The organism is Streptomyces sp. TOM-9 (assembly GCF_056858595.1).
In genome coordinates this window covers 15,243-35,958 of record NZ_JBXEQB010000001.1, presented here as the reverse complement: position 1 = coordinate 35,958, position 20,716 = coordinate 15,243, and the positions used below count along the sequence as shown (strand labels likewise).

19 protein-coding genes are annotated in these 20,716 nt (G+C 68.1%); 7 read left to right on the top strand and 12 right to left on the bottom strand.

What is annotated here, in order from left to right; translation table 11 throughout:
* Nucleotides 1-204 precede the first annotated feature (204 nt).
* The 4 genes from AC1VWI_RS00175 to AC1VWI_RS00160 form a co-directional block, all read right to left on the bottom strand.
* Entirely contained in the window at nt 205-2,775 is a 2,571-nt protein-coding gene (locus tag AC1VWI_RS00175; RefSeq protein WP_499508801.1) for an SbcC/MukB-like Walker B domain-containing protein, read from the bottom strand.
* 83 nt (nt 2,776-2,858) lie between these two features.
* Entirely contained in the window at nt 2,859-3,200 is a 342-nt protein-coding gene (locus tag AC1VWI_RS00170) for a hypothetical protein (RefSeq protein ID WP_499508800.1), read from the bottom strand.
* Nucleotides 3,191-3,406 carry an AAA family ATPase gene (locus tag AC1VWI_RS00165; protein WP_499508799.1) on the bottom strand — a complete coding sequence of 72 codons (216 nt, stop codon included), beginning with the start codon at nt 3,404-3,406 and terminating at the stop codon, nt 3,191-3,193. Before AC1VWI_RS00165 ends, AC1VWI_RS00170 begins: the two co-directional genes overlap by 10 nt.
* Entirely contained in the window at nt 3,403-4,644 is a 1,242-nt protein-coding gene (locus AC1VWI_RS00160) for a metallophosphoesterase family protein (RefSeq protein WP_499508798.1), read from the bottom strand. The genes AC1VWI_RS00165 and AC1VWI_RS00160 overlap by 4 nt, the downstream gene beginning before the upstream one ends.
* Before the next feature lie 124 nt (nt 4,645-4,768).
* On the opposite strand from AC1VWI_RS00160, the gene AC1VWI_RS00155 reads away from it, so the two are divergent.
* Genes AC1VWI_RS00155 through AC1VWI_RS00140 form a run of 4 tightly spaced genes read left to right on the top strand, consistent with a single transcriptional unit; the run spans nt 4,769 to nt 7,721 of the window.
* Nucleotides 4,769-5,590, top strand: a complete 822-nt coding sequence (locus AC1VWI_RS00155; protein ID WP_499508797.1) for a hypothetical protein — start codon at nt 4,769-4,771, stop codon at nt 5,588-5,590.
* A gap of 52 nt (nt 5,591-5,642) precedes the next feature.
* Complete coding sequence (locus tag AC1VWI_RS00150; protein WP_499508796.1) at nt 5,643-6,548, top strand: hypothetical protein; 906 nt, start codon at nt 5,643-5,645, stop codon at nt 6,546-6,548.
* Nucleotides 6,538-6,837: a transposase gene (locus tag AC1VWI_RS00145; protein ID WP_499508795.1), complete on the top strand. Its 300-nt coding sequence runs from the start codon at nt 6,538-6,540 to the stop codon at nt 6,835-6,837. The genes AC1VWI_RS00150 and AC1VWI_RS00145 overlap by 11 nt, the downstream gene beginning before the upstream one ends.
* Nucleotides 6,834-7,721 carry an IS3 family transposase gene (locus tag AC1VWI_RS00140; protein ID WP_499508794.1) on the top strand — a complete coding sequence of 296 codons (888 nt, stop codon included), beginning with the start codon at nt 6,834-6,836 and terminating at the stop codon, nt 7,719-7,721. The genes AC1VWI_RS00145 and AC1VWI_RS00140 overlap by 4 nt, the downstream gene beginning before the upstream one ends.
* A 30-nt stretch (nt 7,722-7,751) precedes the next feature.
* On the opposite strand, the gene AC1VWI_RS00135 is transcribed toward AC1VWI_RS00140, so the two are convergent.
* A complete protein-coding gene (locus AC1VWI_RS00135; RefSeq protein ID WP_499508793.1) occupies nt 7,752-8,075 on the bottom strand; it encodes a hypothetical protein in 324 nt (107 codons plus the stop codon).
* A gap of 563 nt (nt 8,076-8,638) precedes the next feature.
* On the opposite strand from AC1VWI_RS00135, the gene AC1VWI_RS00130 reads away from it, so the two are divergent.
* Nucleotides 8,639-8,794 (top strand): hypothetical protein, encoded by a 156-nt coding sequence (locus AC1VWI_RS00130; RefSeq protein ID WP_018560463.1) that lies wholly within the window; start codon nt 8,639-8,641, stop codon nt 8,792-8,794.
* Nucleotides 8,795-9,581: 787 nt separating this feature from the next.
* On the opposite strand, the gene AC1VWI_RS00125 is transcribed toward AC1VWI_RS00130, so the two are convergent.
* Together AC1VWI_RS00125 and AC1VWI_RS00120 are read right to left on the bottom strand one after the other, a co-directional pair.
* Nucleotides 9,582-10,700, bottom strand: a complete 1,119-nt coding sequence (locus AC1VWI_RS00125) for a fatty acid desaturase family protein (protein ID WP_400809115.1) — start codon at nt 10,698-10,700, stop codon at nt 9,582-9,584.
* Nucleotides 10,701-10,707: 7 nt separating this feature from the next.
* Nucleotides 10,708-11,763, bottom strand: coding sequence for a ferredoxin reductase (locus AC1VWI_RS00120; RefSeq protein WP_026251266.1), 1,056 nt, complete (start codon nt 11,761-11,763; stop codon nt 10,708-10,710).
* An 86-nt stretch (nt 11,764-11,849) separates the two neighbouring features.
* On the opposite strand from AC1VWI_RS00120, the gene AC1VWI_RS00115 reads away from it, so the two are divergent.
* Nucleotides 11,850-12,989: a PucR family transcriptional regulator gene (locus AC1VWI_RS00115; RefSeq protein ID WP_400809119.1), complete on the top strand. Its 1,140-nt coding sequence runs from the start codon at nt 11,850-11,852 to the stop codon at nt 12,987-12,989.
* 1,468 nt (nt 12,990-14,457) lie between these two features.
* On the opposite strand, the gene AC1VWI_RS00110 is transcribed toward AC1VWI_RS00115, so the two are convergent.
* The 3 genes from AC1VWI_RS00110 to AC1VWI_RS00100 form a co-directional block, all read right to left on the bottom strand.
* A complete protein-coding gene (locus AC1VWI_RS00110) occupies nt 14,458-14,832 on the bottom strand; it encodes an STAS domain-containing protein (protein WP_499508792.1) in 375 nt (124 codons plus the stop codon).
* Nucleotides 14,833-15,454: 622 nt separating this feature from the next.
* Nucleotides 15,455-15,679, bottom strand: coding sequence for a hypothetical protein (locus AC1VWI_RS00105; protein ID WP_499508791.1), 225 nt, complete (start codon nt 15,677-15,679; stop codon nt 15,455-15,457).
* A gap of 946 nt (nt 15,680-16,625) precedes the next feature.
* Nucleotides 16,626-17,402, bottom strand: coding sequence for a polysaccharide deacetylase family protein (locus AC1VWI_RS00100; protein WP_499508790.1), 777 nt, complete (start codon nt 17,400-17,402; stop codon nt 16,626-16,628).
* A gap of 837 nt (nt 17,403-18,239) precedes the next feature.
* On the opposite strand from AC1VWI_RS00100, the gene AC1VWI_RS00095 reads away from it, so the two are divergent.
* The gene (locus AC1VWI_RS00095) at nt 18,240-18,563 is read left to right on the top strand and encodes a DUF4333 domain-containing protein (protein WP_396574184.1); all 324 of its coding nucleotides are present in this window, start codon (nt 18,240-18,242) and stop codon (nt 18,561-18,563) included.
* A gap of 359 nt (nt 18,564-18,922) precedes the next feature.
* Here the strand turns inward: AC1VWI_RS00095 and AC1VWI_RS00090 are convergent, their stop codons facing one another.
* Nucleotides 18,923-19,372, bottom strand: a complete 450-nt coding sequence (locus AC1VWI_RS00090) for a helicase associated domain-containing protein (protein WP_499508789.1) — start codon at nt 19,370-19,372, stop codon at nt 18,923-18,925.
* A gap of 740 nt (nt 19,373-20,112) precedes the next feature.
* A complete protein-coding gene (locus AC1VWI_RS00085; protein ID WP_499508788.1) occupies nt 20,113-20,541 on the bottom strand; it encodes a cupin domain-containing protein in 429 nt (142 codons plus the stop codon).
* Between the last annotated feature and the right edge of the window lie 175 nt (nt 20,542-20,716).

Below are 20,716 nucleotides of genomic sequence, written 5' to 3'. Positions count from 1 at the left end.
GCCGACCCCGGCCAGCATCGACCGGGTTGGTTATGGCCGGCCGTGGAGGCCAGGGACGGCTCTCCAACACCGATCGCAGGCGTCCAGAGGCGGCCTCTGCGTGATCGGTTGAACGGTCACCTCAAGGGACCGTCGACGTACGCAGGGACTTCCCGTTCGACAGGGCGGGCACCTCGGTGATGCTGTCGGTCGGCCCGGTATTGCTCAGGTGTGTTCCAGCAGGTGCCGGATCCCGTCGTGGATGAGGTCGGCCTTCTTCTCAGGTGTGAGCCAGGTGGCTGTGGAGCCCTGGGCGGTCTTGTCGACGAACAGGACGTCATCGACCGCCTCGGCCACCGGATACAGATGGCTGATGACGGCGACCATCTTGTCCCGGGTCACGCTGCTGTTCAGGACTTCAAGGGTCTCGTTGAGGCGGTCGGAGTCCAGCGAGCCGAAACCTTCGTCCAGGAACAGGCATTCCAGCTTGCCGCGGCTGCGGCTGTGGAGTTCGACGAGCGCGAGTGCCAGCGCGAGCGAGGCTTGGAACGTCTCACCGCCGGACAGGGTTTCCGGGCGGCGCGCGAGATTCGTGGCGAGATCCACGATGCCGAAGTCCTCGGTGAACGCGTAGCTTCCTGCGGACATCTGCTGGAGGATCCTGCTCCCGTGGAGGAGCAGCGAATGGGTGCGCTGCTCGGTGAGATATCCGAGGAACTTCCCGTCGGTGAGCTGTTCGCTCACCCGCCGCCACACCGCGGCCTGCTGGTCCGCGGCCTGCAGGGCGGCGTCCAGCCGGTCGGCGTAGGGGATCTGGGCCTGCGCGGTGCCCAGGTCGGTCTTGGCCCTGTCGTGTGCGGCTTCCGCTTTGCTGGTTTTCCGGCTGAGCGAGTCGAGGACGGCTGGGGCGAGCAGGTCGCTCTTTGCCGGCACCAGGAAGCCAGGGTCTGGGTCGGTTGCGTCGGCGGTGGCGCCGGATTGGCGAGTGAGTTCCTCCTCGAATGAGCGGATCCCGTCTGCGGCTTGTTGCCCGGCCTGTTCCAGCGCGCCGGTCAGCCGCTGATGCAGTGAGGCCAGGGCCAGACAGTAGGCATTGACGGCGGTCAGGTCGGTTCCGTCCGGGGCGGGTGGAAGCTCAGTGGACGCCTGGTTGCCAAGGAGGCTTGCGGCATCGGCAGTCGCGTCGGCCCAGCGCTCAAGTTGATGGCTGAGTTTCCGGGAGGGGGCTTCGACCGTACGGCGCCGACGTGCATCCAGGGCCTGCCGTTCCTCGGCGTGCGCTGTGAGGGCCTCGCGGATATCGTCGCGGGCCTGCGTCGTTTCCTCGAGCTGTGCCAGGCGCCGGCCGGCCGCATCCTGCGAGGCGGTGATGTCCTGCGGCGAGGGAAGCTCGTGGGGCGAGGGCTGGCCGGGGCGGACTGAGGCCGGTAGCCCAGAGACCTCCGTCAGCAGCGTCTGCAGGTCGGTATGGTACTGCAGCCGGGCCTTGTCCAGCCGTTTGCCCTCACGCTGCACGCGGCCGCGCTGGCGTTTGAGCTCGGTCAGGGCTGCCTCGTTCTCGGCTCGCGCCGCGGCCAGTCCCGCCTGGGCGCTGGTGTGGGCCGTGAGGGCTTCCCCCTCCACGCCCCGCAGCGGCTGAATGAGCGCCTTGACCGCGCGGGTGATCTGGGCCCGGCCTTGTGGTTCGCCCTCGACGAGGACGAATGCCTGTGCGGTCGTCTGCCGGCGCAGCGTGTCCAGGACGGTGGCCGTAGCGGGAGAAGCAGCCGCCCTCATCGTGTCCACCAGCTTCTGCACCTGGAGCAAAGCCGCGTCCATACGCTCACGAGCGGCCCCGTGCGCGCGTCGGTGCCTCTCGGCTGTCCGTTCGTTTGTGCTCAGCTGCGCGGCTGCCGCCGCTTTGGCCGCTACGGCCTTCTCGACTGCCTTCGTGTGCTTGATGACCGCACGTTTGGTCCGGGCAAGTTCCTTACCGTCAGAAGGCGACGGGGGAGCGAAGTCGTGGGGGACGGGCCGGGTGCAGACCGGGCAGACATCCCCAGGGGCCAGAGCGGAACCTGCCGCATGGGCCGCGTCACCGCGCTGCAGTGCGGCAACGGCTTCCTGGGCGGTTTCCTGGGCGCTTCGTAATTCAGTCAGTTCATCATCCAGGCTGGCACTGAGGCCGCGCTGTTCGTCGACCGTTTTCAGCGTCGTACGCTCCGACTGCAGATGCACGGCTGCGGTGGCGGCTTCCTGCAGCGCCGCCCGGACGGCTTCTTGGGCCTGATCGGTGTTCGTGCGCGCCTCGGCCACGGCGTGCTCGGCATGCGCGGCCGCCCCGACAAGGGCCGCGATGTGCTGCTCGCGGTCGTCCAGCTCCTTTTGTGCCTTTGCGAGCTCCTGCTCAAGCTCGCCGTGCTGGCGCTGCTCCTGCTCCAGCCGCCGCACCGTGGCGTCCAGGTCAGCCGCGCGGGCCGGCAAGCGGGACAGGACGGCCAGGACGCCGGACAGGGACCGGACCGTGTCGCCGACCTGCGTAGCCGCGTCCAAGGCGGCCTGCGCTGTATCCAGCTTCAGGCCGAGGTTTTGTCCGGCCGCCGCTTGGGCTGCTGCTTCGGCATCGAGTTCGCTCTTCCTGCGTGCCAGCGCGGCCATGGTGACACTCGCATCCGGGAGGCTGCGCTCACGCAGTAGGCGTGCCGCCTTGTCCACGCTGACCTTGCGGTGCTTGTGCCCGACGGCCCGGCTTTGCGCCGCGCGCAGAGCAGTCAGCCGCTCGCGGCGGTGAGCCGCGACGCCGCGGGTGCGTTCCACGTCCAGCACCGCCTGGGCAGCGGCGGCCCCGGGATCTCGCAGGAGATCCGCTCGGGCCTTCCTGGCTTCGATGATCCCCGCGCTCAGGCTCTCCAGCCGAGCACCGGCGCGCTTGCGTACGCGTTCCAGTTCAGTGATGCCGAAGACATGCCGCAGGATGTCGGCACGATCGGCCTTGGTGGCCTTGAGGAGAGCGTCGAACTTCCCCTGGCGCAGCAGACCGTACTGACGAAACCGTCGCAGTCCAGCCCGATGATCTGGGTGACCGCCCGCGTCACCTCGGTCATGTTGTCGGCCCGCAGGTCGGCGCTGCTTTCATCCATGGGCTCGAGCAAGGCCTTGGGCTTGGTTGTGCGGTTGGCGTACAGGGCGCGGCGCACACGCCACTGGCGGCCGTTTGCCCAGAATTCGAGCGTCACGTGCATGCTGGGGCATCCCGCGCTGATGAGCTCATAGCCGCTCTTCGCCCATGAGGACCCCCGTACAAGGCGAAGATAAGCGCCTCGAGAAGGCTGGTCTTGCCCGCGCCGGTGCGGCCCAGGATCGCGAGCAGACGCTTGCCGGTGAAGTCGATGGTGCAGGTGCCGGGGTAGCTGCGCACTCCCGTGAGGATGAGCCGCGAGAGCTTCACGATGCCTCCGTGCAGGTGTCTTCCAGCGCGGCGCGGAGCAGCTCTTCGGCGGGGGTCGGCGGAGGCGTCTCGTCGTCGAGCTCGCTGAGCAGGTGGGTGAACGCGGTGATGGTCGACTCCGCGACAGTGCCGCTCAGCCCTTCGCGAGTCAGGTAGGCCCGGAAGGCAGCGGGCAGATCCGGCTCGTCGGCGGGATCGCCGTCCAGGACGGCGCCGGTGACTGCCTCCCGAGCGGACGCCACGTTGATGAGGATCGCGTCGGGGACAATCTCGGCGATCTTGTGGCTGAGGAGCGCGTCAGGTTCCTCGCCGGTGATCACTGGTTTTAGGAAGGTCCCGTCGTACTGGGCGGCCGTGGCCCGGAGCTCCTCCAGCGTCCCGGTGAAGTGGGCCAGTTGCCGGCCGCTGGAGAGCCGGCGGGGCAGAGCCCGGACCGGCCGTCCGGGGTCGGTGTCGACGATCACGACGCTTTTCGATTCGCCGGCTTCACCGAAATCCATGGGAAGCGGACTGCCCGCGTAGCGGACTGCGAACTTGGCGCCCCGTACCGGTTGCGGGCGATGAATGTGCCCGAGGGCCGCGTACGAGACGACCGGAAGATCCTCGGGGGCGGTTTCAAATGACTCGTCCACGGCTCGTTCGCTCGTGGAGCGCCTGGCGCCCGTGACATACACGTGGGCCGTGAACAGCAGGACGTCCCGGCCGGGGTCGTATCCCTCGTGCAGGGCTTCCATCAGCTCCGCCTGCTGCTCGCGCATCGCCTCGGCGTAATCGGCGTACGACATGTCCGACGCGGAGCTCTGCCAGAACCGGTTCGGATGAACGAAGGGCAGGACAGCCAGACGGATGCGCTGCTCACCACCGCAGGCGTCGAACGTGAGGACGCCCCCGTCGCGCGCCGGGCGGAGCCGACCGACGAAGAACAGGCCCCGGCCCCGGGAGGGGCCGCTCACATAGTCGAGGAGATCGAAGTACGCGGGGGAGTCGTGGTTGCCGGCCAGCACCACGGTGGGCGCGACAGCGGCAAGGGTGTCCAGGGTGCGCATGGCGCGCATCAGGTCCCGGGCGGTGGGCCGGGAGGAGTGGAACAGATCGCCACTGTGGACGATCAGATCCGGCCGGCATTCCTGGGCGATTGCCACGATCTCGGCTAAGACCGCGTCGAAGTCCTGCTCGCGTGAATGCCCGTACAGGGTGTGGCCCAAATGCCAGTCGGAGGTGTGCAGCAGTCTGCTCATGCCTTCATGCGCCCTTCCGGAAGCGAGGCGTGGGAGGGCACCGGTGGTGCCTTACGAGCCCGGGACTGTACACGAAAACACAGGAGAAAAACTGGTAGACCCGAGCAGCTGTTAGCATGCGGGTATGCACGAGCATCTCGTCGCTCTCGAGGAACGCATGCATCAGCTGCAGCAGGCGATCCGGCATGCGCTCACGCAACACGACACCGCCCAAGCGAGCGCCCTGGGCGAGGAGTTGAAGCGCGCGCAACGCGCCTGGGACGTGCTGTGCGGTCTAGGTGACGACCCGGACACGGCCCAGCCGGAGCCCGCGCCGCAAGCACCCTTCGAGCACGACCGGGGCGGCCTGCCCGTGCGCGACCAGGTCCACCAGGTACTGGCCCTCCTCACCGTCCCTGCCGCGCCCAAACTGCTCAGCCAGATCCATCAGGCGTTCTTCTCCAGCCCGCTGAACACCGCACGCCTGACCACCCTGCGCCGCGACGAGGAGCGCTCCTTCCGGTCCGCCCCCTACGCCCGCGCCTACTACATCTGCCCCGCCCTGACCTCCGATCTGCTCTCACCGGCCCGCGCCTTGCTCGCCCTGAGCACCTGGCCGCTGGAACAGCGCCTGGTGGGACCGCTCACCCAACGCGTCCACTTCCTCACCTCGGCCCTGCGGCTCACAGACGCCGCCGAACGCCTCGCCGAGGACACCGAGCCGCTGCAGCCCGTCCAGCAACTCCTCCAGCACTACAGCCGCAACATCCACGGCTACACCACCCGGGGCCCGCTCGACCTGGACGCGTTGCGTCGGGCCGCCGCAGCCGAACTGGCGATCCACGCCGACGACGACGCCGACACCCGCAGCGAAGCGGCCCGGCGCGCCCGCCAGCAGCTTGGCGACGTGGAGCAGATCTTTGGCAACACCCTGCGCAACGCTTCCCGTCTGCGCCGCAGTTCGTAAACCCACCCCTGCAACCCGCACGGCTGTGTGCCCTGTCCCTCCGAGGAAAACAGTGAGCTCGCTCGACGCACGACTGGGCGTTTTACGCGGAACCGCCCCGCCGATCCCGCACAGCGCACGAACCCTGGCGGCACTGACCGCCAACCCAGGCTGCGACCGCCGGTCCCTGATGGACGCGGCCGGCATCGACAAAGACGCCCTCGCCGCCCACCTGGACCTGCCACGGCCGCTGAGAAAATCCCAACTCGCCCTCGACTACGGCCTCTCCTTCGAACACAAGGTCACCGCCCAAGCCGGAGCACCACTCGTGCCGCTCCTCCGCCAGACCCTGGGCCTGACCTTGCCCGAGGTGTCCTACGAAGACGTCAACAGCGTCGGCAGCAGCGACGACAAGTCCCCACTGCAGCTACGCCACGCCCGCACCCGCTCCCTCATCCTCAGCGCAGCACACCGCAAGTCGCTCCCTCGCACCCTGCTCGACCACCCCGTACTGCGCCTGACCGTCGCTGGCCACCAGGCCTACCTCGAGCCTGACGTCATCGCTTTCCAACACCGGGGCGACTTCCACATCGTCGAGATCAAGTCCTTCCCCGTCATCCACGGACAGGCCGACAGCACCAAGGTCGCAGCAGCACTGACCCAGGCCGCCGCCTACGTCCTGGCCCTGCGTGAACTCCTCGCCAGCGACGGCCTCCCGCCCAACCGGGTCTCCGACACCGTGATCCTGGTCAACCCGCGCAACTTCTCCAACCACCCCACCGCCACGCCCATCAACGCCTACCAGCAGATCAAATCCTTGAGCCGCCACCTCGGCAGACTCAGGCGCCTGCCCGAACTGCTGGACCAGCTTCCCCCCAACACCACCTTCGACCTGACACCTGAAGCTTCCCCTCGATCGTGGACACCTGGAGACTGGGATCTTGAGGTTCCAGAGGAAGTAGCACCAGGTGGGAAGTAAGTACACGAAGCGTTACACCGAGGAGTTCAAGCGGGATGCGATCGCGCTCGTTGATTCCTCGGGCAAGACGGTCACTGCCGTCGCTCGGGAACTCGGCATCAGCTCCGAGTCCCTGCGCGGCTGGTACCGCCGGGCGAAGGCAGACCAGGGCGAGGGCAAGTCCGGTGAGCTGACCAGCGCCGAGCGCGAGGAGCTCAAGCGGCTGCGCAAGGAGGTCCGCGAACAGCAGCAGACGATCGAGATCCTGAAAAAAGCGACGGCCTTCTTCGCGAAGGAGAACGACCGGTGAGCGAGCTGTACCGGTTTATCCACACGGAGAAGGCGAACTATCCGATCATTCTGCTGTGCCGGGTGCTGAAGGTCGCCCGGTCCTCCTACTACGCCTGGTGCGAGGGCGAGGCCGCCCGCCGTGCCAAGCGGGCCGCCGACGACGCACTCGCACACGAGATCACCGTGGTGCACATCGCTTCCCGGCACACCTACGGCGTCCCGCGCATCCACGCCGAACTGCGCCGCCTGGGCCGACGGGTGAACCGCAAGCGCGTCGCCCGCGTGATGCGTGAACGCGACATCCGCGGCGTCACCCGGCGCAGACGGCGTTCGCTGACCCGGCCGGACGCGAAAGCGAAGCCGGCCCCGGACCTGATCGGCCGCGACTTTCATGCCGAACGCCCCGGGACCAAGCTGGTCGGCGACATCACTTACCTGCCCACCGCCGAGGGCTGGCTCTACCTCGCCTGCTGGCTGGACCTGGCCACCCGCGAAGTCGTCGGCTACGCCATGGCCGACCACCACCGCGCCGAGCTGGTGGTCGACGCTCTCGACATGGCGCACGGCCGAGGCGGACTCGAGCCCGGCTGCGTGGTCCACAGCGATCGCGGCAGCGAATACACCTCGACCCAATTCCGTGAGCGCATAGGGAGGTTGGGGCTGCGGCAGAGCTGCGGACGCACCGGATCATGCTTCGACAACGCCGCCGCGGAGAGCTTCTGGGCCCTGCTCAAGGAAGAGATCGGCACCCGCACCTGGCCCGACCGGGCCACCGCCCGCGCCGAGGTCTTCTCCTTCATCGAGACCTTCTACAACCGCCGCCGCCTACGCAAGCACCGCACGTTCGGCTACCTCACCCCGGCCGAGACCAGGCAACGTCAGCAGCACACGCTCGCGGCATAACGATCACGTGTCCGAGATCACGGGGAAACTTCACACCTCGTAGGGCTCATCGTCTGGGTCTTCCCCGAGGCGTGCGCGGCCCAGCGACAGGAGGAACTCCCGCTGGTCGTCGAGGAGCCCATACTCCGTGGCCATACGGTGCCAGTTCGCGTTGACCTTGTCCGCGAAGTTCGGAGCATCCAGGTCGGCGACTTCATCCGGGTCGGAGTCGAAGCGCCCGTCTTCAGGCCGGGCGCTCGCAGGCGACACGTACTGCGGCAGCGGGGGCAGCAGAACCTCCTGCTGGACCCGTTCCACGAGTCGAAGCCCCGCGGGTCTGAGCAAGTCAGCAATTTCGGCGTCAGTCAGAATCACGGCAGCACAGTAACCCCAGGTCACACCGCCCACACCGGAATATCGAGTGCTCCAGGCGCCCAGGCACCTACGACCGGCTGGTCACGAGTTCCCTCGAAACGAGCCGCACCCTACCGAATTGGCACGTATCGGGACCCGCGGTCGCTGTGATGAATGAGGCCGGAGCCTGCCTTGATCCGGCGTCTCCACAGAGCCATCTCCAGCGTAACCAGGGCAGTTCAGTCCTCATGTGGTTCGCGACCTGCCAGAGCCTCTTTATAGATGCCGAGGTCCTTCGCGACGTGGCGATCGGGCGGCCGGTGATGCGGACCTCGCAGACCGCGCGCTCGCGGAGCTCGTCCGGGTATTTACGGTGCTGCCATGGTGCTGGTGGATCTCCTTCGCAGGGACCGCAACCCTGGCATCGGGGACTCCACAAATCTCAGTACAGCTCAGCATCCCCGGTTGTTGAGAGTAGTGCCGGGCTGTCTTTGACACCAGGGTTGTAGTCCATCGGGTGGAGGGTCCTCGTCTTGTGCGTGTTGTCCCTTTAGTCTGGGGGCAGCCGTCGAAGGGAGGCCGCCATGTCGGATAAGCCGATGGGCCCGCTGGGTACGGAGATGCGGGAGATCACATTCCCGGACCACTCCCGCGGGATCATCCTGGTGCAGGCGGGGACCCCACAGGACGAGGCCGATGAGATGGCCGCACGCGTGTGGGCTGAGCTGCCCAAAGGCTAGGGCCGTGAGGGAGTACCTGGAGAAGGCTGTCGAGGCGGCGTAGAGAGCCGGCAGCGACCGCCGCGTTTGCCTCTTCGCTCCCCGCCTGGGGTCATGGTTCTTGTCGGCGGCGGTGGTCTGCTTCCTGGAGGGCCCTCTTGTATGTTTCTGCGGCTTCTGGGGGTCGGCCTGCGCGGGCGCTGAGGTCGGCGGCCAGCAGCCTGTTGAGAGCACTGGGTTGGCGCTTTCGGCTGTACTCGAGCAGCAGGAGGGCTGTGAGCTCACCCTGGCGGAGATACAGATGCGTCAGGGAGTCGGACGCGCCGGAGACCAGCGCCCGGTGCACACGCTTTTCGTAGGCGCGTCTGTGCAGCTCGGCGAAACGTGTCTGAGGTTCCTCGAACACGCAGGGCTGGGCGGGAAGGTAGGGGGCCAGGCTGTCCAACAAGAAGGGGAAGTCCTGGCCATCCTGACAGTAGTACGGCTGTTCCCTGCTGCCGGATCCGGCAGGGTCGAGGCGGAAACGGACGACGAAGGCCGTGACGAGCCGGGGCCGGGAGCGGGCCGGCCTGAGTTCCACCGGAGACCGGACAGGGCCCGACCACGGCAGGTCAGCGCACTACAACACCTCGCCGGGGGCTGGGTGCTGAGCTCCTGGCGCACGTCCAGGCAGCGCAGCCGGACACCGGGCTGCCCGGATCCCGTGTCGTACGGTCTGATGTCGCGGTCGCCCACCGTCCGCAACGGATCTCACCGAACCCGGCGGTGCCGCCGGTACGTCCGGAAGATCTGAACCAATACCGGGAATTCAGGCCGCGACGAGCTCCTGCTCGCAGTCCGGCGTCGTGACCTTGGGCTTCTTGTTCGGCAGCGAGAGCCGGACAACCTTGTGCCACGCGGAGAACACCTGCTTGGGCAGCGGGCCGGTGACGTACTCCAGCTCGTACTTCTCGAACAGCGCGCGCACCTTCACCGCGACCTCGGCGTACCGGTTGCTCGGCAGGTCCGGGAACAGGTGGTGCTCGATCTGGTGCGACAGGTTGCCGGTCATGAAGTGCATGGCCTTGCTGCCGCTGATGTTTGCCGAGCCCATCATCTGGCGCAGGTACCACTGGCCGCGCGTCTCGCCCTTGATCGACCGGCGCTCGAAGACCTGTACGCCCTCGGGGAAGTGCCCGCACATGATCACCGAATGGGACCAGATGTTGCGGACCAGGTTCGCGGTGAATGTGGCGGTAAGCGTGGTGAGGAACGACGGACCTGACAGCAGCGGGTGGATCACGTAGTCCTTGAGCACCTGCTTACGGATCTTGCGGCCCACGGCCGTGGCCCGCGCGCGGAACTCCGGGTTCTTGCGGCGGCGCTTGTGCAGGTTCTTGCCGAGCTCCAGGTCGTACGCTGCGATGCCGTACTCGAAGAAGCAGGCGTTGATGAAGTTCCACAGCGGCTGGCCGAGGTGGAACGGGTGCCACTTTTGGTCCTCGTCGACGCGCATGATGCCGTAGCCGAGGTCGTTGTCCTTGCCGATCACGTTGGTGTACGTGTGGTGCAGCTCGTTGTGCGAGTGCTTCCACTGCTCGGACGGCGAGACGTGATCCCACTCCCAGGTGGTGGAGTGGATCTTCGGGTCTCGCATCCAGTCCCACTGGCCGTGCAGGACGTTGTGGCCGATCTCCATGTTGTCCATGATCTTCGCCACGGACAGCCCGGCGGTGCCGAGCAGCCACGCGGGCGGGAAGATCGAGAACAGCAGCACGCCTCTGCTGACCAGCTCGAGCTTGCGCTGCGCCGAGATGACCTTACGGATGTAGGCGGCGTCTTTCTCGCCGCGGCTGGCGATCACCTCGTCGCGGATCGCGTCCAGCTCACGGCCAAGCTCCTTGATCTGCTCCGCGGTCAGGTGGGCGGTGGGGTCGATGGCGGTCAAGGTGCTCCTACCGTTCGATGTCGCAGGGGCCCGCCGCGGCGGACACGCAGGTCTGGATGAGGACGCCCGGCTCGGCCTCGGTGATCTCGCCGGTGCGCAGGTCGCGGACGGCGCCCGCCTTGAGCGGCGTGATGCAGCCGAAGCAGATGCCCATGCGGCACCCGGAGGGCATGAGCACGCCGGCCTCCTCACCGATGTCCAGCAACGGCGTGGCGCTGTCCGCGTCGACGGTCTTGCCGGTGGCGCTGAACGTGACCTCGCCGCCGTCGCCGGCGACGACGATGCTGGGGCGGAAGCGTTCGGTGTGCAGGCGCTCTTGTACGCCGTGCTCGGTCCAGTGCTCTTCGGCGGCGTCGAGCAGGCCCGCGGGCCCGCAAGCCCAGGTCTCGCGCTCGGACCAGTCGGGCACGAGTTCGTCGAGACGGGCGATGTCGAGCATGCCGTCTGTGTCGGTGTGCACCTCCCTGAGCCGCAGCTTCTTGTCCGCGACCAGGTCGTGCAGTTCCTTGCGGAAAATCACGTCTTGCGGCTGTGGCGCGCAGTGGACCATGACGACGTCGTCGAACTCGATGTCGCGCAGCATGCCCATCACGGGCGTGATGCCGCTGCCGGCCGTCAGGTAGAGCACCTTGTCGGGCTTGGCCTGCGGCAGCACGAAGTCACCGGTCGGCTGGTCGAGCTGGATCAGCGTGCCCGGTTTCGCCCTGCGGACCAGGTAGTTGCTGACCTTGCCGTCCGGGATCGCCTTCACGGTGATCGTGACGCGGCCGTCCTGGCGGTTTGTCGGCGAGGTGATGGAGTAGGCACGCCACAGGCGCACCCCGTCGACGTCGACCCCGATCCGCACGTACTGACCGGCTGTGTGGCCGCGCCAGCCCCGTCCTGGCCTGATCACGATAGTCGCGGCGTCACCCGTCTCGGGGTGCACGGCCTCGATGCGCCCACGCAGGTCAGCGCCCGCACGTAGCGGGCTGACCAGGTCGAGGTAGTCCGACGGCAGCAGCGGCGTCGTGACCATCTCCAGCAGTTTCCACGCCCTGCTGCGGAGGGCTGCACTCGTCATGACTCCAGCTTGCTGCGCCTCAAGGCGTAAAGTCCTGACCGCAGGACGTGAATCTGGTCGGCTGAATTGTTCGCAGGGAACAAAACGTGAGCCATGCAATCAGGAGGGCCAGCGGACTGGCCCTGGATGAGACGACGGTCACCGCACTTCGGGCCGCGCTGAAGACCACCGCCGACGAGGTCGTCCAGGCGATCATCGACGAGGTCCCTTCCTACGCCAACGCCCTTTCGGGCAGCATGGGCGGCACCATCCGCCGAGCCGTCCGCACCGCCCTGGGGCACTACCTGGACCTCGCGAGCGGGAACGCCACAGGCGGCGACGCCGGTGACGCAGCCTACGAGTTGGGCCGCGGCGAGGTGCGCGACGGCCGTTCGATGGACGCCCTGCTCAGCGCCTACCGCGTCGGCGCCCGCGTGGCCTGGCGATGCCTGGCAGCGGGTGCCGTGTCCGCAGGTCTGCCCGCCGCCGAGGTCGCCAAGTTCGCCGAGCTGACCTTCGCCTACATCGACGAGCTCTCCGCCGCGAGCGCCGCGGGCCACGCTGACGAACTGGCTGCCCGGGGCAGGGCCCACGAGCGCCAGCTGGAACACCTGGCCCGCGACCTTCTCGCCGGCGCGAGCCCGGACGTGCTGCTGGCCTCTGTTCAACGGGCCGGGTGGCAGCCTCCGGTTTCGCTGACCGCGGTCCTGCTGCCTGCCGCGCAGGCCAGGCCTGCCTACCGCGCGCTCGACCCGAGCACCCTCGTCCTCGACGATCTGCCGGATGCCACCGGTGTGCTGCTCGTCCCGGATGCCGACCGATCACATCTCTTGCGGCAGCTAACCGGCCGCACCGCCGTGGTCGGCCCGGCCCGGCCATGGACTCGTGCGTCCGCCTCGTACGCACGAGCCGTACGCGCGCGCTCCCTCTCCTCTGATATTCGCGACACCGAGGACCACCTGCCCGAGCTGGTGCTGAGCGCCGACGTGGACGCGTTCGCAGACCTGCGTGTCCAAGCCCTCGCACCGTTGCGGACCTTGCCTGTCGCGACCGCACAGCGGCTGGAGGAGACGTTGCGGGCGTGGCTGCTGCACCAGGGCAGGCGGGACGAGGTGGCGGCGGCGTTGTTCGTCCACCCCCAGACAGTCCGGTACCGGATGTCGCAGCTGCGGGAGCTGTTTCCGGATCTCGCATCGCCACACCGGGTCCTTGAGCTGACTCTGGCGGTCGGTCTCCGGGTCAGCTGACCGTCCACGGCCGCGTCCGCGAGCGGTCCAGGAATCGTGCCTCGTTCTCGGTGCCATCAGCTGGCTCATGCGGCCCGTGGGAAGAGCGGTATGAGCCAGCTGAGACCGGGGGTTGATGCAAGGCCGGGTAGTTAACGTATTCGTGCTGGTGGCAATGGGTTCATGGGTTGCCCTGGCTGGTGTAGTTGGCGGGTCCGGTTTGGCGGATGAGTCCGTGGCGGGCCCATCATCCGCAAACAGAGCGGGCGCAACACCGGTGCGCGGCCCTTCGTTTGCCGTTGCGGCGGGGGTTGCGCTGTGCGTTGCGGCGCCGGTTGCGCGGGCCGTTGCGGCGTCCGTTGCGCACGCACCACCGACCGCCCCGCGTTTTCCCAGGTCACAGCCCATTTTCCCGAAGCACGCGGTCCTGACTTCCCCTTGTGGGAGGGGGTAGGCGGGGTTTCCCTGCGCGGGCGCGCCCGCTCTCGCCCGTAGCGGGACCTGGCCCGGGGGGCCGCTGCGCGGGGCTGACGAGAAGCGGGGTGCGGCCCGGCGGGGCGGGCCGCGGTGGCGGTCCGCGGGCTTTCCGAACGGCACGAGGCTCCCGGGAACCACGGGGAGAGAGAACTGTGCGAGGACTGCGAAAGCCACGCGAGGGTCGCCGCGCTCCAGGCCGAGCGCGAAAGCCGCGGGACTCGACATCACCGGCGCCCGCTGGGGCCTTCCCGGGGCCGAAGCCGTCCTCCGGCTCCGCACTGTGGAAGGCGTGCGCGGCGGCGCAGACGTACTCGGCAACGTGAACGAAGTCCAGCAGGACGTGCACCGTGATCCCGCGCCGGTGGGTGCCTGGGGTCGCGGGCCTGAGCTTGGTCGAAGCCTGGGACTTCGCCCACCACCGGGCCAAGACCTCGGGCGTGGGCGGAGTGGTGCTTCGTCGTCGACCTGCTCGGCGCTGCCGCGATGATCTTCATGCCGTAGCGCCGGGCGGCCTGACGACACACCGGCCGGGTACAGCCGTAGTCCGCACACGAAGCCTGACCGTGCCGCACCCGCCAGCGTGCGGGTCGGCGGGGCGCGGGGACCGCCACAGCTACAGCCACCGGCAAAGTCACGGAAGCGGGCATGGTCAAGGATTTTACGGTCCCGGCAGCACGTGGCCCCCAGGCCCATGCGTCCCTGGGGGGCCAAGCGGGGCTGTGCTTCGGATAGTTCAACGACGGAACCCTGCGGGCGTCACCCCACACGAATGGCCAAAGCCATGTGCGATCTGTCGGTTTCGGAGCAGTGGTTGCGAGAGACAGTTGATCGTTGGTGTGTTGTTGCTGGTAAATGGCTGTTTTCGCGGGGTGGGGCCACTGTCACGAGGGTGAGAGATCTGGCTCGGGGCGACTGCCATGCGGTGTTATCCAGCAGGTGAACATGCTGTTGTGGGCGCGAGAGATCGCAGCGAAGCCTCGTGTACACCGTGGCTGGCTCATGCAAGGTGCTGTCAGCTGCTCAGGGCGGCCTCGGCGTCGGCGACGGTGTCGAAGACCCGAAGGACGTGATCGGCTCCGGTGATCTCCAGGATCCGGCGCAACTGGTCCGGGACGCAGGCCAGGACCAGCACCACCCCTGCGGCCTCCGCCTCACGGCGGGCTCCCAGCAGCACGTTCAGACCCGCTGAGTCACAGAACGACACATCGGTCAGGTCCAGCACGACGGCCCGCTCCGCTCGATCGATCACCTGCGTCAGCCGCCCGCGCAGCTCTGGCTGCGAGACATAGTCCATGGTCCCGTGCACCCTCGCCACCAGGCAGGGGCCCGACTCGGTCACCTCGACCGAAAGAAGGTCATTCACAACGCCTGCCCAACTGTCTCGCATGGGACCTGAAGAGGTACCGCCGAGCCTATCGGGCAGGGGTGGCCCGGTACCGCTACAAGCGAGGCCAGGCCGCGGGAGTCGTCGGTGGCAGCGGGATCTCATCCAGCCTCAGCCAGCGCTCCTTGCCCTGGGCATCGGGCAGGCGGAAGCGTAGGTCCCGGGCGTCGTCCGCCTCGTACGGGGTGTCCCCGACCGCCCGCAGCAGGGCCCGAAGTCTCGGGTAGGGCGCCTGCATCGCCCGCCCACGCACGCCCTCACTGGCGCAGAGCAGCCAGCGCCAGGGACGCGACGTTCGCTCTGGTGGGCAAGCCCGTTCCCGGGGGCTTGCCCACGCTGCGGACCGGCGGGCGCGCCTGCGGCGGCGGGTTGCCGCGACCAGCTCCTGGTGCTCCTGGCGGGGTGCCTGGAGGGTGGGCTGGAGGGTGGTCTGGACGGTTGCGTGCAGGGGTGCACCGGGGGTGGGACCGAAGGTAGCCAGGCCCGTCTTCGGTGCGGTGGTGTTGCTGCTGGTCATGGCCGGTGGGCAAGCCGGTGCGGGACGGCGACACCTCCTGCCCAGCGCGATAGCCGCAGGGGAGGGAGAGGTATCTGGTGTCGACCGCGGGGCGGGAACGGCCTCCGGTCAGGTGGTTACGCCGCTCCACGATCGCGGCACCGTGAGGTGGTGTTCGCCGTCACTGCGGGCCAGCAGGCGCCAGCCGTGCGGGTCGACGTCGGTGTCCGTGGCGGCGGCGCAGTTGGCCATGACCTCGAACACCGCCCCCGCCAGTTCCTGTCGGGTCAGTCCGCTGATCTGGGACAGGGCGAGGGTGGGCGCACGGGAATGGTGATCTGTCCGTGGGCCCATTCGTCCATGACCGCGTGCGTGGTGATCGGCCCGGCGCGCACGATGCGGGCCAGTGTGAAGCGGTACGCCACCACCACGCGGTCACCCCCCTTTGATCACTCCCCCGGGTGTCACCCTGCGTCGTCTGCTGGCCCACGTCAATGCCCGGCAGGGCACAGCGAACGTCCCCGCAGACCCCGGCACCATTCCTTGCAATATCCCTTGCACTATTACTTGCGCTATCCCTTGCGCTATCGCTTGCACCCCGGTCTCGGGCCGCGACATTGCCTGCGCCATCACCTGCGGCAACGCCTGCGTCATTACCTGCGCCATCACCTGCGGCTTTGCGGTGACTCACCGGTCTGTTGCCGCAGGCCAGACCCGGTGGTGAGTGAGGCGTGTGGCTCTGACTTCCCCTGGAACCGCCCCTTGGATCCACGAACAGGATGGAGAGGGCTGGTTCGTGGGGAACGCTTCCCCGCCGCTGGGCGGGGCGAGGGCGCGCCGCTGGCCCGGCGCCCGGGCCTGGGGTTGTGGCGGCCCCGGGTCGGGGCCGCGCGTGGGGGGCGGCGGCATGCCGGCTGGAGGCCGCTTGTGGCGTCGTGGCAGGGGTTGCGGCGGGCGTTGCGCACAGTCCGGCGGCCGAGCTGTATTCGCCCTGGTCACAGGCGGTTTTACGGGCGCGTGCCGGTCTGACTTCTCCTGTATGGGGGTGTGGGCGTGGCGTAGCCGGCTCCTTGCGCGGGGGTGCGCCCGCCTCTCCGGCCGTCGCGGAGGCGGCCTGGGAGCCGCCGCGCTGGGCCGGTGGTGGGATGGCGGCCCGCAGAGAGCGGGCCGCAGGGACCTCACGACCGACCACACCTGAAATGGGATGCCGAACGAGTCGCCGGAGTTCGGCGGAACCGGTGGCCGCCGCTCCCGCGGTGGCGAGGGGCCCAAGGAGGCGGACGCTTCGCGCGTCAGTCAGTCACTTGTAGATCTTGCCGGGCTCGGCCTTGGACGGAGCGAGCAGCTGGGAGACGGTCACGAAGGTGTAGCCCTGCTTGCTGAGCGCCTCCAGGATGGAAGGCATGGCCGGCACGGTGCCCTTGTGCAGCGGGTGGAGCAGGATGATCCCGTCGCGGCCGGCGCCCTCGAGTACGCGCCTGGTGATCAGCGCGGTGTCATCCGTCTCGTAGTCCTTCGCGGTCACCGTCCACAGCACCTGCGCCATCCCCAGTTCTTTCGAGACCTTGGAGACGCGGTCGTCGGTGCGGCCCTGGGGCGGGCGCATCAGCATCGGCTCGCTGCCGGTGATGCCGGAGATGGCCCGTGCCGTGCGGCGCAGCTCGTCGCGGATCTGCGCATCAGCGACATCGGTCAGCACCGCGTGCGTCCAGGTGTGGTCCCCGATCTCGTGGCCGTCCTTGGCGATCCGCCGCACCACATCCGGGAACTTGTGGATGCGCCGGCCCTCAAGGAAGAACGTCGACGGCGCCTTGTACTCCTTCAGGAGGTCCATCAGCCGGTCGGTGGGTTCGCCCGGATTGCCGTCGAAGGTGAGCGCGATGCACTTGTCCTTCCGGCAGTCCACCTGCCCCGACGGTACGCGTGCTCCTGACGCGGCCCGGCCGCGTTCCTCGCCCGGGGAGAGCGTCTCCATCTTGTTCGCCTGGATGACCATGACGACGGTCACCGTCACGGCCGCCACCACGGCCAGGGTCAGGAGTATGAGCAGGCGAGGCCGCCTCTTCAGGATCTTCACTCGAAAGGAGAAGATTCCAGCGGTGGAGAGGTTGCCTAGCGACCTCGATTGTGAGGCAGGACACGTGGTGCAGCGCGTTTCAAGTGAGCTGCGGCGCCACCTCGGGGCTGCGATCCGCTCCAGCGCCTCCCCGACGTGCTCGGCCGCCGACAGTGGCGCTGGTGTGCCTCGCGCCGGGCGACGGCCCGCCACTGCGGCCTGCTCCAGGCGGGCCACCTCGGCTTCCGCCTCCGCCAGTTCCTTGCCCAGCTACTCGAACCGGTCCGCCAGCACGACCCGCCGCCGAATCGCCCACGTCAGCACCGCAGCCACCCGCCGCCCCCCTTTCCCGTCCCGTGAACTCCCTTGATTCCGTGGTCAGTAAACGGCACTGACGCCCTGTGGCCGCAGTTCCGGCGAATCGCTCCATGACCAGACGATCACCTGCTACCGATCACGCCACCGACCAGCATGAGCACCCCCATGTCCGGCCACACCAGCCCCGTGACCTGCAAGTTCAGGATGAAACGATCTCACTGATTGCCCGCGCCCTTCACCGCACCGATAGCAGCCCCGACGAAGAAGACGTGAGCTGACAGCGTGGGCCGCCGGGCCATTGCCGACCCGGAGGCCCATGTGAGTGGGTGCGTTGGTGGCATTGGGTGGGCGTCAGCGGGGCGGGATGTCGGGTGCCTGGTCACGAGGTCGTTGCGGGCAGGTCTGCTGTCATGAAGTGACCAGGCGGCTGCTGTTTTCTGGCCAGTGTGAGGTGGGCCGGCTGTCATGGAGGTGGCTGCTCTCAGCAGTAGTCTGAGACGCCTCTTGTCGCAGCCGTGACGTGGGCGGTAGGAAACCGGTGTGACTGATCAAGGAAAGTTCACTCGTGCCCTCATCGGGTTCTCAGCTGTCGTCATTGCCGCATGCGCCGTCGTAGTGACGGTCGTGGTGGTGGGTACCCACCCTCAGCGTCTGCTGGACCAGGAAGCGGTGGAACGGCAGGTCGCGGCCACCGTGCAAGGGAAGAGGAACATGTCCAGGGATGGCGTCTTCTGTCCGGCCGCGATGGACGCAAAGAAAGGCAACACCTTCGAGTGTTCTGTGGAAGAAGCCAACGGCGGCACAGCATTTGTCAAGGTCACAGTAGTGGATGATCAGGGCAAACTCAGCATCTCCCAGGCCTGATTGTGAGGGGCGATACAGCGCCGGCGGACCGCCGGCCTGATGAACTTCCCTCGTACAGCGGCACCGCTCCTGCGAGGGCGCCGCGCGCGCAAAGGAGACCATTGAGTGGCGCCGGGAACTCCAACCCGCGCCCCGGCTCTACCTCGGCCACCTCGAGCACGGCGCGACTTCCCCACGCAGAACCGACTGCTGGAAGCCGCCGCGAGGGACGGCCGAATGCTGGGCGCCCGGGTGTCGTGCATGGACCGTGCCACGCTGCGACGCTACGCCGACATCCTGACAAATGAGCCGCAGACAGGGGCTGGGCCGGGACTCTCCGTTCGGAGTTCCGGTCCGACTCTTCCCCTGCGCTGTGGTGGTTACCAGCGCATGCCCAGCTCGGTGAGCTGCGCGCGCCGGTCCTCGGTGAGCTTGTCGGCCCGGCGGCGGGCGTTGTCCACGAACTGACCCAGCTTGACGTCGGTGACTGTCCCGTCCGGCTCGGTGAGCCGTTCTACGTGCTTCCGGGGCACCTGCAATGCCCCCTCGCGGGCGTGGAACTGCCGGGCGGCCTGAAGGTTCACCGCCCATTTGTCGGCCTGTGTACGGGGCGCCTGCGGCCTCTCAGAAGGGTCCGCCGGGGCGAGGTGCAGCATGTTCTCCAGCATCCAAGCCTGCGCCGGCAGCAGCTGCTCCCAGCCCAGGCGCTGCGCCTGGACCCACGCCCCGAGGTCCTCGCCCTGCACGCTCACCTGGCCCGGCGTGGTCGGGAGCTGCTGGCCGTCCTCGATGAGCCGACGGCACAGCCGGTAGGAGCGCTGCCAGGCCACGGGCCAGGACGGGCACCAGGACGGGTCGATCGCCTCCAGCGCATCCCGCCGCTCCTCCGACAGGGCGCCGGCGGTGGAGCCTGCGCCACCGCGAGGTGCTGTTCGCTGTCATGGCGGGGCAGGAGGCGCCAGCCGTGTGGGTCGACGTCGGTGTCGGTTGCGGCGGCGGTGTTGGCCATGATCTCGAACACCGCCCCCGTCAGTTCCTGCCGGGTCAGTCCGCTGATCTGTGACAGGGCGAGCGTGGGCACGGGGACGGTGATCTGCCCGTGGGCCCATTCGTCCAGGACCGCGTGCGCGGTGATCGGCCCGGCAGGCACGATGCGGGCCGGCGTGAAGCGGTACTCCACCACGCGGTTACCCCCTTGATCATTCCCCCGGGGTTCACCCTGCGTCGTCTGCTGGCCCAAGTCAATGCCCGACGGGGCACGGCGAAGACGGACCGCAGGGCGGCTGCGCGGCCGTGTGCCGCCTCATGTCAGTGCCAGGGCGGGGATTGTGCCGCCACCGCAGCTCATAGCAAAGTGCCAGGTCACAGGCAGTGCGCGACTTTCGGCATCCCGCAGGGGACGGCAACTGAGATTCGTTTGCGTCGTCTGCCTTCCAGTACCGTTCCACATCCCATGAACCGAGCCGAGAGGGGCGTGCCACGCCGGTAGGTCCCTCAGCGCCGTGGTTGCCAGCGGCGGTCACCGGGTCTTCCCCTATCGAGGAACGCTATCCGGCAGGGGAGCCGCAGCTCAGCCTGCGGAGGGACGCGGGGCGCGCAGGTGCGCCCGTTCCTTCAGTTCCTCCTCGTCGACCAGCGTGAGCATCGGCTGGCCCGGCGCGCACACCATGGTCACCAGGAACTTGGTGGGTGCGTCTGACAGGGCGTTGCCGTCCTGGTAGTGGATCACGTCACCGCCTGGCTCCCAGAACGTCCCGCCGGCCTTGATCACACGCTCCGGCTCGCCCTCGAGTTCGAACCGGAGCGCGCCTTCCATCACGTAGCCGAATGACGGTCCAGAGTGGCGGTGCGGAGGGAGGCCGGGGTGACCGGGGGGCCAGTCGACGAGGATGGTCATTCCCGAACCACCTTCGGGGAAGAAGGGCGGGGTGACTTCCTGCAGCAACTTGACTTCGGGCGGCAGCGACACCTCGTGCCCCTCGGCAGGGGTCGCGTGCATTGGGTTCTGCTCTGACACTGTGATGCACCTCCATTGGTCTGCCCCAAAGGGCGAATGATGGTCTGCCGTCGCACAAGGCCGGTGTACGAGCGTCTCTCGTTCGGCGAACTGCGTCCCCTGATGACCAAGGCCTGCGACTGGCGACTGTTCCTGCAGTTCGGGACCGCTCGTGGCC

What these genes read in the sequence shown, in the direction of transcription:
- AC1VWI_RS00120 (WP_026251266.1), bottom strand. Translation starts at nt 11,763, where the DNA reads ATGACGAGTGCAGCCCTCCGCAGCAGGGCGTGGAAACTGCTGGAGATG.
- AC1VWI_RS00110 (WP_499508792.1), bottom strand. Translation starts at nt 14,832, where the DNA reads ATGCGAGACAGTTGGGCAGGCGTTGTGAATGACCTTCTTTCGGTCGAG.
- AC1VWI_RS00085 (WP_499508788.1), bottom strand. Translation starts at nt 20,541, where the DNA reads ATGCACGCGACCCCTGCCGAGGGGCACGAGGTGTCGCTGCCGCCCGAA.
- AC1VWI_RS00170 (WP_499508800.1), bottom strand. Translation starts at nt 3,200, where the DNA reads ATGCACGTGACGCTCGAATTCTGGGCAAACGGCCGCCAGTGGCGTGTG.
- AC1VWI_RS00130 (WP_018560463.1), top strand. Translation starts at nt 8,639, where the DNA reads ATGTCGGATAAGCCGATGGGCCCGCTGGGTACGGAGATGCGGGAGATC.
- AC1VWI_RS00160 (WP_499508798.1), bottom strand. Translation starts at nt 4,644, where the DNA reads ATGAGCAGACTGCTGCACACCTCCGACTGGCATTTGGGCCACACCCTG.
- AC1VWI_RS00105 (WP_499508791.1), bottom strand. Translation starts at nt 15,679, where the DNA reads ATGGGCCCACGGACAGATCACCATTCCCGTGCGCCCACCCTCGCCCTG.
- AC1VWI_RS00155 (WP_499508797.1), top strand. Translation starts at nt 4,769, where the DNA reads ATGCACGAGCATCTCGTCGCTCTCGAGGAACGCATGCATCAGCTGCAG.